Here is a 14,669-nt window from a genome sequence, read left to right on the forward strand (position 1 = left end):
TGGCGGTGGGGCAGCGGCAGATAAGCTGGCTGATCCACCGCTATCGGGAGCAAGCCCCCTCCCACATTTTTTGATCCGGTTTCGTCAGGCGTACTGTGCAGCGGCGTAGCCTGACGCCCAGGCCCACTGGAAGTTGAACCCGCCCAGGTGACCGGTCACATCCAGCACTTCCCCGATGAAGTACAGCCCTGGGCTTTTCAGCGATTCCATGGTCTTGGACGACACTTCCCGCGTATCCACCCCGCCCAGCGTCACCTCAGCGGTGCGATAGCCCTCGGTGCCGGCCGGCACCACCTGCCAGCTCGACAGCTTTTGCGCGATTTCGGCGATTTCGGCGTGGGTGTACTGCTTCATCGGCTTGGACACGAACCAGCTTTGCGCCAGCAGGTTGGCCATCTTCTTGGTGAAGATGTCGCCGAGCAGGGTTTTCAACTCGCTGTTGGGATGCTCGACCTGTTGCTGTTGCAGCCAGCTGTGGGCGTCATGATCGGGCAGCAGGTTGATCTCGACGGTGTCACCGGACTCCCAGTACGAAGAAATCTGCAAAATCGCCGGGCCGCTCAGGCCGCGGTGAGTGAACAGGATGTTTTCGCGAAAGCTCTGGCCATTGCAGCTGACCAGGCAGTCCACGGAGGTGCCGGACAATTCGCCGCACAGTTCCTTGAGCTGGTCGGTGATGGTGAAGGGCACAAGACCTGCGCGGGTCGGCAGCAGTTCGTGGCCAAATTGCCTGGCGACCTGATAACCAAAACCGGTAGCACCCAGGGTCGGGATCGACAGGCCTCCGGTGGCGATCACCAGGGATTCGCAGCGCAGCTCGCCCAGGGTGGTCTGCAATTGATAGCCACCGTCGACCTTGGCGATCTCCTGGATGGAGGTGTCCAAGTGCAGGTGCACACCGTTCTGGATACATTCATCGAGCAGCATGCCGAGGATGTCGCTGGACTTGTTGTCACAGAACAGCTGGCCGAGTTTCTTTTCGTGGTACGGCACGCCGTGCTTGGCCACCAGCCCGATAAAGTCCCATTGGGTATAGCGGGCCAGGGCGGACTTGCAGAAGTGCGCGTTGTGCGAGAGGAAGTTGGCCGGCTCGGTGTACATGTTGGTGAAATTGCAGCGGCCACCGCCCGACATCAGGATCTTCTTGCCGGCCTTGTTCGCATGGTCGATCAACATCACCTTGCGCCCACGCCCGGCGGCAGTCAGCGCGCACATCAAGCCTGCGGCGCCGGCGCCAATGATCACAACTTCGGTCGAGCGCAAAACGGTGTCCTCGTGTTTATCAGATCGTTCCCACGCTCTGCGTGGGAATGCCGCAATGGACGCTCTGCGTCCGCAGGGTGACGCAGAGCGTCACGGGATGCATTCCCACGCAGAGCATGGGAACGATCCTGTCAGAGGATGCGCACGCGCAACGAGCGGCCTTTGATCTTGCCGTTATTCAAACGCTGCAGCGCCTGCTTGGCGATCCCGCGCTCCACCGCCACGAATGCCTGGAAGTCGAAGATCGCGATCTTGCCGACCTGGGCACCCGGGATACCGGCTTCACCGGTCAATGCACCGAGGATGTCGCCTGGACGCACTTTGTCTTTGCGGCCGGCGGCGATGCACAGGGTGCTCATCTGCGGCAGCAGCGGGCCACCGCTTTGTGGCTTGAGGTTGTCCAGTTGGTCCCAGTTCAGCGGGGTTTTCTGCAACTGTTCGATGGCTTGGGCGCGGTGTGCTTCGGAGGGCGCCACCAGGCTGATCGCGATGCCGGTCTCACCGGCGCGGCCGGTACGGCCTACACGGTGGATGTGGATTTCCGAGTCGCGGGCCAGTTCGACGTTGATCACCATGTCCAGCGAGTCGATGTCCAGGCCACGGGCGGCGACGTCGGTGGCAACCAGTACCGACGTGCTGCGGTTGGCGAACATCGCCAGCACCTGGTCACGGTCGCGCTGTTCCAGGTCACCATGCAGGCCGACGGCGGAAATGCCCTTGGCGGTCAGGTGGTCCACGGTTTCCTGCACTTGCTGCTTGGTAAAGCAGAACGCCACGCACGAGGTCGGGCGGAAATGCGCCAGCACCTTGGTCACCGCGTCCATGCGCTCTTCTGGCGAGATCTCATAGAAACGCTGTTCGATCTGGTCGTCGGAGTGGAACGCCTCGGCTTTCACCTGTTGCGGCGCCCGCATGAACTTGGACGCCAGCTGCTTGATGCTTACCGGGTAGGTGGCCGAGAACAGCAAGGTCTGGCGGCGCGGCGGGGTTTTGCTGATGATGTCTTCGATGGCGTCGTAGAAGCCCATGTCGAGCATACGGTCGGCTTCGTCGAGTATCAGCGTGTTCAAGCCGTCCAGTACCAACGAACCTTTGCGCAGGTGCTGCTGGATGCGGCCCGGGGTGCCGACGATGACGTGGGCGCCATGTTCCAGGGAGGCGATCTGCGGGCCCAGGGACACGCCGCCGCACAAGGTCAGCACCTTGATATTGTCTTCAGCGCGGGCCAGGCGGCGGATTTCCTTGGCGACCTGGTCAGCCAGCTCACGGGTCGGGCACATCACCAGGGCCTGGCAGCCGAAGTAGCGCGGGTTGATCGGGTTCAACAGGCCGATGCCGAACGCGGCGGTCTTGCCGCTGCCGGTCTTGGCCTGGGCAATCAGGTCCAGCCCTTTGAGGATCACCGGCAAGCTCTGCGCCTGGATCTGCGTCATCTCGACATAACCCAGCGAGTCGAGGTTAGCCAGCATGGCGGCGGACAGGGGCAAAGTATTAAAAGCGGTGGCGATGGTAGTCACGGGACTGGCTCTGCAAAACAAAATGTCGCGCAGTGTACCAGTCTCAAAGGAATTTCCCCGCAACTTCTAGACGAGAAGCCGGTTAATGCTCGATGTCGTGTTCGCGGCTGACCACGCGTTTGCCGTCCGTTGGCGACAATTGCAGGAAGATCGCCGCCGCCAGCATCGCCATGATGCCCACGGTGAGAAAGGTCAGTTGGAACGCGCCGAGCACGCTTTCCACGCCGTCATTGCCGGTTTGGGCGGTAAAGCCGCCGAGCAACGCACCGGCACAGGCCACGCCGAGGCTGAGGGACAATTGCGCAACCACCGACAGCAAGCTGTTGCCGCTGCTGGCCTGGGCGTCGTCGAGGTCGATCAGGGTGACGGTGTTCATCGCGGTGAATTGCAGGGAATTGATCGCCCCCAGTACCGCCAGCATGCACAGCAGCAATGGGTAGGGCGTGTGCTCGCTGACCAGGCCCATGCTCGCCAGCATGATGCCGAGGAACAAGGTGTTGCCGGTCAGCACCACGCGGTAGCCGAGGCGTTCGATCAGTACGCGGGCGATGGATTTTGCGAACATCGCCGCCGCCGCCAGCGGCAGCATGCTCATGCCGGCTTCCGACGGCGAATACCCCAGCGCCACCTGCAGCAGCAACGGCACCAGGAACGGCAGGGCGCCGCTGCCCAGGCGTGCAAACAGGTTGCCGAGGATGCCCACGGCGAAGGTGCGAGTCTTGAACAGCATCGGCGAAAACAGCGGGTTATCCAGATGCCCGGCGCGCAGCCAATACGCCGCCAGGCACGCCAGCCCGCCAAACAGCAGCAACATCACCCGCAGATGCGGCAAGTGCAGTTCGCCCAGGCCCTCCATGGCGATGGTGATCAGCACCATTGCCGCGCCAAACAGAAGAAAGCCGATGCCGTCGAAGCGTGTGCGCTCGCTGCCGCGCAGGTCGGGGATGAGTTTCCAGACGGCGTAGCAGCCGATCATGCCCACCGGCAGGTTGATCAGGAAGATCCAGTGCCAGGTCAGGTATTGCACCATCCAGCCGCCCATGGTCGGACCAAGCAGCGGGCCGAGCAGGCCGGGGATGGTAATGAAGCCCATGATGCGCACCAGCTCCGAACGAGGGTAGGCACGTAGCACCACCAAGCGTCCGACCGGCAGCATCAAGGCGCCGCCCAGGCCCTGGATCACGCGCGCGCCGACGAGCATGGTCAAGCTGCTCGACAGGGCGCACAGCAGCGAGCCGATACTGAACAACATGATCGCGCCGAAGAAGATTTTCTTGGTGCCGAAACGATCGGCGATCCAGCCCGATGCCGGGATCAGCAAGGCGACGGTGAGCATGTAGGCAATCACCACGCCTTGCATACGCAGCGGGTTTTCCGCGAGGTCGCGGGCCATGGCCGGCAGTGCCGTGTTGAGAATCGTCCCATCCAGCGACTGCATGAAGAAGGCAATCGCTACCACCCAGGGTAGCCAGCGGGCGGTCTTGGCATCGAGAGGGGCGCGATTCGGCATGTGAACCCTTTTGTTAGCTGGCTACGTGTCGGCAATTATGCGCCATTCGTCGCGCCTTTTCCCACCAGGAAATCCAGCAGTTCACGGTGCACCGCCGCAGCCGCTTCGTTGGACTCCAGATCCAGCAAGTGGCCCGTGTGTTCGGCCACGGCAAAGCTGCTGCGCCCCACATAGTGCTTGAACAACTGCGCCTCGGCGGCGGGAGTGTATTCGTCCAGGGCGCCGTTGAGGAAGTGCACCGGTGTTTCAATCTGCCTGAGCGCCGGCAGGTAGTTGCCGTCGCCCAGGGCCAGCACCTGGTGAATGTGAAAGCGCGCCTGGCGATACTCGGTGGTGGCCATGCTCGACAGGTGTCGATGGTTATTGCGCTTGAGGCGCGGCGACAGGTATTGGCCGACAGTCTCGTTGAGCAGATGGCCGACGGCGGATTTGTCATCGGCCTCGATCAGCACGCGTACGCGTTCCACATAGTCGAGCATGGCCTGATTGAGGTGGGGCGCCAGGGCCATCACCACCGAGCTTTTGATCGACGGCGGATTGTGCGCCAGGGTCAACAGTGTGGAGATGCCGCCCCAGGAGGCCGAGACCAGATGGTTGACCTCAAAGCGCTCCACCAGGGCGCGCAGTATTTGCACTTCATCGTCCTTGGTCACCAGGTCGAGGTCGGTATTGTGCTCGCGGGAGTAACCCGAAAAGGGCAAGTCAAACAGCAGTACGTTGAAATGCTCGGCCAGGCATTTACTGGTTCGCGCAAAGGACCGCGTGGTGGACAGTGCTCCATTGACCATGAGCACGGTGTTTTTTTGCGGATGATTTCCAAGCCGTTCAACGTGAACGTTGTAGTGCTTGAACAGCTTTTGTATGACAAAACTTCCATGGTCCATGTCAACGCTCCAGCTTGCCCTATCCCGGGCAAGGTCGTGCTCTCGTGGGGGAGAGTGGCGGGATGCCACTAACCCTTATAACGAGGTTTTTTGCAGGCGACAACAGAGCACGCTGGAACAAGCGGAAGATGAGAATTTACGGTAGGAAGGGGGCGAGCTGGAGTATTTGAAATCTGCACAAAGCAGTGTGGGAGGGAGCAACCCCCCCCCTCCCACTGCTGTGTTCAGAGGGTCAGGGTCAGGCGTTTGACCAAGGCCCCCGGCAACAAGTTGGAGGCCGTGTTGCGTCGGTCGTAAGTGCTCGGCGACAGCAGCAATTCCCGCTCGGCGGTCAGCGCTTCCAGCTGTGAACCGAGTAGGTTGTACACGCTGTCATCAAAGCGCATTGTGCTGACCGGCGCCTTGATTTCGCCGTCTTCGACCCAGAACGTGGCGAAGCGGGTCATGCCGGTCAGGCGTGCGGCCGGCAGGTCAGAGTAGTTCAGGTACCACAGGTTGCTGATATACAGCCCTGTGCCCAGTTGCTTGAGAATATCGGCCTGGGCCAGGTCGCCCGCCGCCATTTGCAAGGCGCTCGGGGATTCGTCACTGCTCGCGCCGTTGGTGCTCAGGCCATATTCGGCGGCGCTGCGCGAGTTGATCAGTTGGCCTTCTGCCTTGCCTTGGTTGATCAGCGTGACATCGCCACGGGGGTAGCCTTCGGTGGAAAACGCCTGGCTGAGGGACCCGCTGACCTGTTCATCGAGCTTGATCAACGGGCTCAGGGCCTGTTCACCGGCATACAGCTTTTGCAGCGAGCTGCCTTTGCTGGCGATGGCCTGGGCGGAGAACCCGCCCCAAGTGATGATGCTGATGATCTCTTCCAGCGCCGCCGGCGCGAGGTAGGCACGGTATTGCCCAGGGGCCAGTGTGTGCAGCGGGCGGCCGAGAAATTCCAATTGCCGGCGTGCCTGCTGCAACCGTGCGGCGAACTCTTCGCTGTTCCATGTGTGCCCGGCGTAGCTGGCTTTCACCGCTTCACCATTGGCATGGAACAGGCTGAAATCGAAGTTGAAGCTGTTGGCACGGTGCCAGCCAAAGGCCCCGTCCGAACTGGCGAAACCCCGGCTGATCGGGCCTGCGGCGTAGAAACCGACCAGGTCGACACCGTCAGCGGCCTGGCCGATCGCTTCCAATACCTGGGCCAGTTCCGGCAGTGGTCGCGCCTGTTCATTGTGGCTCTGCCAGGCATTGTGGTTCAGCAACAGGTACGGGTCCCGCGGCAGCAACGGCAAGGTTTCACGCAGTTGCTGCAGGCCGTCGGCCAGGCGTTGGCGGTCCAGCGCAGGCTCACCGGACAGGGTGATGCCCAGGTCGGCGTGGCGGCCATCGTTGATCAGCTTCAGGTTGAGGCTGGCTTGCTGCACCTGCCCGGCCTGGCGCACCTGCGCGTGGTTGAAGCGTACGAACTCGGACGCTTCATCCGCATAGCCCAGGTGAAATTGTTCCTTGTCGGTGATGGCCTGCTTGAGCCATTGCACCAGTGCCTTGAAGTTGTTCATCAGGCATCTCCCCCAAATACATCGATATGACTGAACACACAGGCGGGCGAGGCATGGCCCACGCGGATCACCTGGTTGGGTTCGCCTTTGCCGCAGCTTGGCGTGCCCAGGACCTTGAAGGTGCCGGCGTCGCCGACGGCGCTGAGGTTGCGCCAGAACTGTGCGGAAATCGCTCGGTAGTTGGGGTTTTTCACCACGCCCTTGAGCTCGCCGTTTTCGATCAACTGGCCCCATTCGCAGCCGAACTGGAATTTATTGCGCGCATCGTCGATGGACCAGGAGCGGTTGGTCGACATGAGAATGCCGTTTTCGATGCCGCCGATCAGTTGTGCGAGGCTCTTGTCGCCCGCTTCGATATTCAAGTTGGCCATGCGATCGATCGGTGGACGGTTCCAACTGCTGGCGCGACTGTTGGCCACGCCGCCCAGGCCCGAGCGGAATTGCGACAACGCTCCGCCCAGCGGTTTGAGCAACAGCCCTTCGCGGATCAGGAATTGTTTGCGGGCCGGCGTGCCCTCATCGTCATGGCCGTAGCTGGCGAGTTGTTCGGGAATGTCGGGGTCGAAGGTCACGTTGAGCAGCGGTGAGCCGTACTGCAGCTGGCCGAAGTCGCTGGCTTTGACGAAACTGGTGCCGGCGTAATTGCGTTCATCGCCCAGGATGCGGTCCAGCTCCAGCGGGTGGCCGATGGATTCGTGGATTTGCAGGATCATCTGGTCGGGCATCAACAGCAGGTCACGCGCGCCGCTGGGCGTGTTTGGCGCGGCCAGCAGTTGCAGGGCTTCATCGGCGATGCGCGGCGCGGCGCCGACCAGGCCGAAGCGGCTGATCACCTCGAACCCGCCTTGCTGGCCGAAGTTGCTGCCGCCGAAGGTGCGGGTCTGGCTGTCGTTGCCGTCGTAGGCGGTGACATTGACGCCGGGGAATACAAAGCGCTGCGCCTGGCGCAATTCGGCGCCCGCGCTGTTGAGGTAGATCTGCTCGACGCGGGTCAGGCCCAGGCTCACGTCCCAACTGACCAGGCGCTCGTCCTTGGGCACGGCGGCCGACTCGTTGCCCAGCAGTTGGTAGCAGTCGCTCAAGGACGGGAAGGGCTGGTCAAGGTCGGGGGACAGGTAGTCGGCGACGGCGCTGGAGACGGCTTGGTCGCGCAGGTCGAGCAGGGCGTGGGGCTTGATCAGGCGGGCTTGCTGTTCGGCACGTTGGAGGGCCGCTTGCAGGCCGGCCAGGGAAATATCGTTGGTCGCGGCATAGGCTTCCACGCCATTGAGACGCACGGTCAGCATGGCGCCTTCGTCGTGGCTCAGGTGGGGCGGTTCGGCGACGTTTTTGCGCACTGACAAGTATTGGCCGGATTCGCGCACGTAGCGCAGCGAAAAGAATTCGGCGGTGGTGCGCAGGGCACTGAAATGTTTTTTGAGTGTGGCGTGGTGGTCGAACATGGGGCCTTCCTTGTGGGCGGCTCGGCGCGGGCAGGCGAACAGAGTAGGCCTGGGCTGGGAGCTGATCAAGGAAAGTGTAGGGCGGGGGGCGTGTCTTGTCTGGGCGGGCCTCATCGGGAGCAAGCCCCCTCCCACATTTGACTGCATTCACACATCTGAACGTGTGAACACCGTACTGTGGGAGGGGGCTTGCTCCCGATGGGAGCGCTGCGGTTTATCAGTTACTGCGCCGTCTGGCCCACTTCACGCAGCGGCTTGCCACGCACCGGCGCATCGCCGGCGACGTAGTAGTCGGCGGTGCTGCGCGGCAGTGGCTGGCGGCCACGGATCTTGTCGGCGATTTTCTCGGCGATCATGATCGTCGGCGCGTTCAGGTTGCCGGTGGTGATGATCGGCATGATCGACGCATCGACCACACGCAGGCCTTGCATGCCATGCACGCGGCCCTGGCCATCCACTACCGCCATGTCGTCGGTGCCCATCTTGCACGAGCAGGACGGGTGGAACGCGGTTTCGGCATGCTCACGGATGAACTTGTCCAGCTGCTCATCGGTTTGCACTTCGATGCCCGGGCTGATTTCGCGGCCACGGTAGGGGTCCAGGGCCGGTTGCGCCATGATTTCACGGGTCAGGCGGATGCCGTCGCGGAACTCCTGCCAGTCCTGTTCGGTGGCCATGTAGTTGAAGAGAATGCTCGGGTAGTCCCGTGGGTTCTTCGACTTCAACTGGATGCGACCCCGGCTTGGCGAACGCATGGAGCCCATGTGTGCCTGGAAACCGTGCTCTTTCACACCGTTACTGCCGTTGTAGTTAATCGCCACCGGCAGGAAGTGGTACTGGATGTTCGGCCATTCGAATTCTTCACGGGTACGGATGAAACCGCCCGCTTCGAACTGGTTGCTGGCGCCGATGCCGGTGCCGTTGAACAGCCACTCGGCACCGATGGCCGGCTGGTTGTACCAGAGCAGCGACGGGTACAGCGACACGGGCTGGGTGCACGCATATTGCAGGTACAGCTCCAGGTGGTCCTGCAGGTTTTCGCCGACGCCTGGCAGGTCGTGGACCACCGGGATATCGAGGCTTTCCAGCAGCTTGGCCGGGCCAACACCGGAGCGTTGCAGCAGTTGCGGCGAAGCGATTGCGCCGCTGCACACGATGACTTCTTTGCGCGCACGGGCTTCGACGCGCTCTTCGGCCGCGCCGATCAAGTAACGCACGCCGACGGCACGCTTGCCTTCGAACAGCACTTTGTCGGTGAGGGCGTGGGTGACGATGGTCAGCGTCGAGCGCTTCTTGGCGGTGTCCAGGTAACCGCGTGCGGTGCTGGCGCGACGGCCCTTGGGCGTGACGGTACGGTCCATCGGGCCGAAACCTTCTTGCTGGTAGCCGTTCAAGTCTTCGGTGCGCGGGTAACCGGCCTGCACGCCGGCTTCAACCATGGCGTGGAACAGCGGGTTGTTGCCGGGCTTGGGCGTGGTCACGCTGACCGGGCCATCGCCGCCGTGCCAGTCGTTGGGGCCGATGTCGCGGGTTTCCGCTTTGCGGAAATACGGCAGGCAGTCGAGGTAGGTCCAGTCTTCCAGGCCCGGCAGTTTCGCCCAGCCGTCGTAGTCCATCGCGTTACCACGGATGTAGCACATGCCGTTGATCAGGGAAGAGCCACCCAGGCCCTTGCCGCGACCACATTCCATGCGCCGACCGTCCATATGGGGTTCCGGGTCGGTTTCGTAGGCCCAGTTGTAGCGGCGGCCTTGCAGCGGGAACGCCAGCGCCGCAGGCATTTGCGTGCGGAAGTCGAAGCGGTAGTCAGGGCCGCCGGCTTCCAGCAGCAGAACGGTGACGCCTTCGTCTTCGGTCAGACGGGTCGCCAGGGTGTTGCCGGCGGAACCGGCACCCACAATGATGTAATCGTATTCTTGGGACATGAATGCACCCTCTTTTGGAGTTGGGTCAGCGGGGGCCTCATCGGGGGCGAGCCCCCTCCCACATTTGACTGCATTCACACATCTGAACGTGTGAACACAGTCAGTGTGGGAGGGGGCTTGCTCCCGATGGCGGCCTCAAAGGCAACACAAGTCTCGGGTTGTCAGAACACCGAGACGTAGTCGCCCAGCTCAACCTGTACCGATTTGATGCGGGTGAAGTTGTTCAGCGAGCTGATGCCGTTCTCACGACCCACACCGGATTGCTTGTAGCCGCCGACCGGCATCTTCGCGTCGGATTCGCCCCAGGCGTTGATCCAGCAGATGCCCGCTTCCAACTGATGAATCACACGGTGGGCGCGGTTCAGGTCTTTGGTGACCAGGCCGGCAGCCAGGCCGAAGTCGGTGTCGTTGGCGCGGCGGATCACTTCTTCTTCGGTTTCGTAGGTGAGGATGCTCATCACCGGGCCGAAGATTTCTTCGCGCACGATAGTCATGTCGTCGGTGCAGTCGGTGAACACGGTCGGGGCCACGAAGGCGCCTTTGGCGAATTCGCCGTCAGTCAGGCGGTCGCCGCCGCACAGCAGGCGGGCACCTTCTTCTTTGCCTTTGGCGATGTAGCCCAGCACGCTTTCCATGTGCGCAAAGCTGACCAGCGGGCCGAAGTTGGTGTTGTCATCTTGCGGGTTGCCCACGCGAATGCGCGCAACACGCTCGACGATCTTGGCTTCGAACGCCGCTTGCAGGTGTTTGGGCACGAACACGCGAGTGCCGTTGGTGCAGACCTGGCCGGAGCTGTAGAAGTTGGCCATCATCGCAGTGTCGGCGGCACGGTCGAGGTCGGCGTCGTCGAAGATGATCAGCGGCGACTTGCCGCCCAGTTCCATGGTCACGTCTTTGAGCGAAGAACTCGAAGCGCTGGCCATGACTTTCTTGCCGGTGTCGGTGCCGCCGGTGAACGAGACTTTCTCGATGCGCGGGTGCTCGGTCAGCCAGGTGCCGACTTCACGGCCGCTGCCGGTCAGCACGTTGAACACGCCCGCCGGAACGCCGGCTTCGGTGTAGATCTCGGCCAGTTTCAGGGTGGTCAGCGAAGTGACTTCGCTTGGCTTGAAGATCATCGCGTTACCCGCAGCCAGGGCCGGTGCGGATTTCCACAGGGCGATCTGGATCGGGTAGTTCCACGCGCCGATACCGGCCACTACGCCCAGCGGCTCGCGGCGGGTGTAGACGAACGCCGTGTCGCGCAGCGGGATTTGCTCGCCTTCGATGGCCGGCACCAGGCCCGCGTAGTATTCCAGCACGTCGGCGCCGGTGACGATGTCGACGTATTTGGTTTCGGACAAGGCTTTACCGGTGTCCAGGGTTTCCAGCTCGGCCAACTCGTCGTTGCGCTCGCGCAGGATGTCGACGGCACGACGCAGGATGCGCGAGCGCTCCATGGCGGTCATGGCAGCCCAGATCTTCTGGCCTTTTTCGGCGCTGACCACGGCGCGTTCAACGTCTTCTTTCGTCGCACGTTGCACTTTGGCGAGAACTTCACCGTTAGCCGGGTTGATGGCTTCGAAAGTGGCATCGCTGCCAGCGTCGGTGTAGCCGCCGTCAATGTAGAGTTTTTGCAGTTCGAAACGGGCCATAAAGTCCTCGCAAGTGCATAAGTGGTTGGCGTTAACCTCCAAACAGTGAGCCACAAGGTGCTGGCGGCACTGACCGGAAGCGGTTCAGGGGTTGAGCGGTTATGTGTGCTCTAACTCACCTGCTTGGCCAATTGGAAATCCATGTATTCGTACGCGATCCGTTGCGCCTGCTCCGTGTCGAAAGCGTCTCCCGACAGGGCGCCGCGCAACCACAAACCGTCGATCAGGGCCGCCAGGCCTCGGGCTGCTTTGCGTGCACGCGGCAGCGGCAGCACTCGGCGAAACTGGCAGCACAGGTTGGAATACAGACGTTGATCGTTGATCCGCTGCAACCTGTGCAATGACGGGTGGTGCATGCTGGCTGCCCAGAAGGCCAACCAGGTTTTCATTGCCGGGCCGTTGACCTGGCTGGCGTCGAAGTTGCCTTCGATGATCACCTGAAGGTGCGCCCGTGGGCTGTCATCCTTCAGGGCACGTCTGCGTTCGTGGACGTTCTCGATCAGCGCATTCATCAAGTACCGCATCGTTGCGGCGATCAGGCCGTTCTTGTCCTGAAAGTAGTGACTGATGATGCCGTTCGAAACGCCGGCCAAACGGGCGATCAACGCAATGCTGGCATCCCCCATTCCGACCTGATCGATGGCCGTCAACGTGGCTTCGATCAACTGCTGGCGGCGTATGGGTTGCATACCGACCTTGGGCATGTAGCACCTCTCGTTAGGCCTGCGGCGGACGTCAGACGTCCGTCGGCTTGAAGGCCAGTCTATTTTGTTTTGATTGAACGTTCAATCAACAAAGAATAAGATCTGCGACAAATGGTCGCTGCCTACAGATATTTCCTACCTGCGAGCCGCGACATCTGACACCTGCAAAAACCCTTGAAACAGGCCGTAACAGGGCTTGGCCACTGCTTCGGCGGGGTACAAGAATTTTCGGGGTGTCTTTATAACACCCGTCCGTCGACTGCCGAAAAATCGATGTCCCGGGATAACCGTTGCCTTGTGTTTCTCTTTCGCACTGCCCGGAGCATCTGCGCCATGAGTTCTGCCTCTCTTATAAAGACCCCACCGGAAAAGGTGCGGGTCAACGGTTGGGTGTTCTACACCTCTACCGTGCTGATTCTTTTGCTGACTGCCATTCTGATCATCGCCCCGCAGGAGGCCGGGCGCATGCTCGGCGTAGCCCAGGCGTGGCTTTCCAAAAGCTTCGGCTGGTACTACATGGTCGTCATCGCCGCCTACCTGGTATTTGTGGTGGGGCTGGCGTTTTCGTCCTACGGCAAGTTGAAACTGGGCAGCAAGGACGACACCCCGGACTTCAGCTACGGCGCCTGGGCCGGCATGTTGTTCTCGTCGGGCATCGGTATCTCGCTGTTGTACTTCGGCGCCTCGGAACCGTTGGACCACTACTTCAACCCGCCCGAAGGCGCCGCTGCCAGCAACAGTGCGGCGCGCCAGGCACTGCAACTGACCTTCCTGCACTGGGGCCTGCATGGCTGGGCGATCTACGCGCTGGTCGGCTTGGCCGTGGCGTACTTTGCGTACCGTCATAACCAGCCGCTGGCCTTGCGTTCGGCCTTGTATCCGCTGGTGGGCGAGCGTTGGGTGAAAGGTGCGGCCGGCCACGCGGTGGACGGTTTCGGCATGTTCGTGACCCTGCTGGGCCTGGTGACGAACCTGGGGATTGGTGCGATGCAGGTGTCGTCCGGCCTGGAAAACCTGTTCGGCATGGAACACAACAACACCAACCTGTTGATCGTGATCATCGTGATGAGCACGGTGGCGACCATTGCGGCGGTGTCGGGTGTGGAAAACGGCATTCGCCGGCTGTCCAACCTCAACATTGTGCTGTTCAGCGGCCTGCTGATCTTCGTGTTGTTGTTTGGCCCGACCCTGCACCTGCTCAACGGTTTCGTGCAGAACATCGGCGACTACATGAACGGCCTGGTGCTGAAAACCTTCGACCTTTACGTGTACGAGGGCGACGCCGACAAGACCGAGCGCTGGATGGGCCTGTGGACCCTGTTCTACTGGGCCTGGTGGATTTCCTGGGCGCCATTCGTGGGTATGTTCATCGCGCGTATTTCCCGTGGTCGCACCGTGCGTGAGCTGGTGGCCGGCGTGCTGCTGATTCCGCTGGGCTTCACCCTGGCGTGGTTGTCGATCTTCGGTAACTCGGCCCTGGACCTGGTGCTCAACCACGGCGCGGTGGAGTTGGGCAAGACGGCGCTGGAACAGCCGTCCATGGCCATCTACCAACTGCTTGAGCATTACCCGGCGTCGAAAGTCGTCATCGGTGTGTCGATCTTTGTGGGCTTTGTGCTGTTCCTGACCCCGGCGGATTCCGGCGCGGTGATGATGGCCAACCTTTCCTGCAAAGGCGGCAACGTGGACGAAGATGCGCCGCACTGGCTGCGTATCTTCTGGTCGGCGGTGATTACCCTGGTGACCATCGGCTTGCTGTTTGCCGGCAATTTCGAAGCCATGCAAACCATGGTGGTGCTGGCGGGGCTGCCGTTCTCGGTGGTGCTGGTGTTCTTCATGTTCGGTTTGCACAAGGCCATGCGCCAGGATGTGGCCATCGAACAGGAGCAGGCGCAATTGGCCGAACGTGGCCGTCGTGGTTTCAGCGAGCGTTTGACGGCACTGGACCTGCAACCGAGCCAGGGCACCGTGCAACGCTTCATGGACAAGCATGTGACGCCTGCGCTGGAAGAAGCAGCGACGGCGCTGCGTGATCAGGGGCTGGAAGTGCAGACCTTGTTGGGCAAGTCCAAGCGCTGCATCGGTGTGCGTATCGAGATGGCGGAGGGCAATCCGTTTGTCTATGAAGTGAGCCTGGATGCTTACTCGTCGGCACCGAGCGACCTGCCCGAGGAAGAGCGCACGCGTTACTACCGGGCTGAGGTCTACCTGCACAACGGGCCTCAGGAATACGACCTGATGGGCTTCAC

General features: G+C 61.7%; 10 protein-coding genes. 1 reads left to right on the forward strand and 9 read right to left on the reverse strand.

Features of this window, described 5'->3' with window-relative positions:
* Positions 1–84: 84 nt before the first annotated feature.
* From ACQRBV_RS11375 to betI, 9 genes are all read right to left on the reverse strand, one after another.
* The gene (locus tag ACQRBV_RS11375; RefSeq protein WP_411985344.1) at positions 85–1,263 is read right to left on the reverse strand and encodes an NAD(P)/FAD-dependent oxidoreductase; all 1,179 of its coding nucleotides are present in this window, start codon (positions 1,261–1,263) and stop codon (positions 85–87) included.
* Positions 1,264–1,394: 131 nt separating this feature from the next.
* Entirely contained in the window at positions 1,395–2,732 is a 1,338-nt protein-coding gene (gene dbpA, locus ACQRBV_RS11380) for an ATP-dependent RNA helicase DbpA (protein WP_234016680.1), read from the reverse strand.
* Positions 2,733–2,862: 130 nt separating this feature from the next.
* Entirely contained in the window at positions 2,863–4,290 is a 1,428-nt protein-coding gene (mdtD, locus tag ACQRBV_RS11385) for a multidrug transporter subunit MdtD (protein WP_090368309.1), read from the reverse strand.
* Between the two features lie 35 nt (positions 4,291–4,325).
* Positions 4,326–5,174, reverse strand: coding sequence for an alpha/beta fold hydrolase (locus ACQRBV_RS11390; RefSeq protein ID WP_104994893.1), 849 nt, complete (start codon positions 5,172–5,174; stop codon positions 4,326–4,328).
* A gap of 224 nt (positions 5,175–5,398) precedes the next feature.
* Positions 5,399–6,715 carry a TldD/PmbA family protein gene (locus tag ACQRBV_RS11395; RefSeq protein ID WP_090368313.1) on the reverse strand — a complete coding sequence of 439 codons (1,317 nt, stop codon included), beginning with the start codon at positions 6,713–6,715 and terminating at the stop codon, positions 5,399–5,401.
* Positions 6,715–8,157 (reverse strand): TldD/PmbA family protein, encoded by a 1,443-nt coding sequence (locus tag ACQRBV_RS11400; RefSeq protein WP_411985345.1) that lies wholly within the window; start codon positions 8,155–8,157, stop codon positions 6,715–6,717. Before ACQRBV_RS11400 ends, ACQRBV_RS11395 begins: the two co-directional genes overlap by 1 nt.
* A gap of 221 nt (positions 8,158–8,378) precedes the next feature.
* Positions 8,379–10,082 carry a choline dehydrogenase gene (gene betA / locus ACQRBV_RS11405; RefSeq protein WP_161548682.1) on the reverse strand — a complete coding sequence of 568 codons (1,704 nt, stop codon included), beginning with the start codon at positions 10,080–10,082 and terminating at the stop codon, positions 8,379–8,381.
* Positions 10,083–10,243: 161 nt separating this feature from the next.
* Positions 10,244–11,716, reverse strand: a complete 1,473-nt coding sequence (gene betB / locus ACQRBV_RS11410) for a betaine-aldehyde dehydrogenase (RefSeq protein ID WP_090368320.1) — start codon at positions 11,714–11,716, stop codon at positions 10,244–10,246.
* Between the two features lie 110 nt (positions 11,717–11,826).
* Positions 11,827–12,420, reverse strand: a complete 594-nt coding sequence (gene betI / locus ACQRBV_RS11415) for a transcriptional regulator BetI (RefSeq protein ID WP_060753387.1) — start codon at positions 12,418–12,420, stop codon at positions 11,827–11,829.
* A 390-nt stretch (positions 12,421–12,810) separates the two neighbouring features.
* On the opposite strand from betI, the gene ACQRBV_RS11420 reads away from it, so the two are divergent.
* A partial coding sequence (locus ACQRBV_RS11420) for a BCCT family transporter (protein WP_427877922.1) occupies positions 12,811–14,669 on the forward strand: 1,859 nt, incomplete at its 3' end.

The sequence above is a fragment of the Pseudomonas sp. R11F genome (genome assembly GCF_050312575.1).
In the GTDB taxonomy this organism is placed as follows: Bacteria; Pseudomonadota; Gammaproteobacteria; order Pseudomonadales; family Pseudomonadaceae; genus Aquipseudomonas; species Aquipseudomonas palleroniana.

Bases quoted from the DNA above. Each gene is read 5' to 3' on its own strand.
- dbpA (WP_234016680.1), bottom strand. From the start codon at position 2,732: ATGCTGGCTAACCTCGACTCGCTGGGTTATGTCGAGATGACGCAGATC.
- mdtD (WP_090368309.1), bottom strand. From the start codon at position 4,290: ATGCCGAATCGCGCCCCTCTCGATGCCAAGACCGCCCGCTGGCTACCC.
- ACQRBV_RS11390 (WP_104994893.1), bottom strand. From the start codon at position 5,174: ATGGACCATGGAAGTTTTGTCATACAAAAGCTGTTCAAGCACTACAAC.
- ACQRBV_RS11395 (WP_090368313.1), bottom strand. From the start codon at position 6,715: ATGAACAACTTCAAGGCACTGGTGCAATGGCTCAAGCAGGCCATCACC.
- ACQRBV_RS11400 (WP_411985345.1), bottom strand. From the start codon at position 8,157: ATGTTCGACCACCACGCCACACTCAAAAAACATTTCAGTGCCCTGCGC.
- betA (WP_161548682.1), bottom strand. From the start codon at position 10,082: ATGTCCCAAGAATACGATTACATCATTGTGGGTGCCGGTTCCGCCGGC.
- betB (WP_090368320.1), bottom strand. From the start codon at position 11,716: ATGGCCCGTTTCGAACTGCAAAAACTCTACATTGACGGCGGCTACACC.
- betI (WP_060753387.1), bottom strand. From the start codon at position 12,420: ATGCCCAAGGTCGGTATGCAACCCATACGCCGCCAGCAGTTGATCGAA.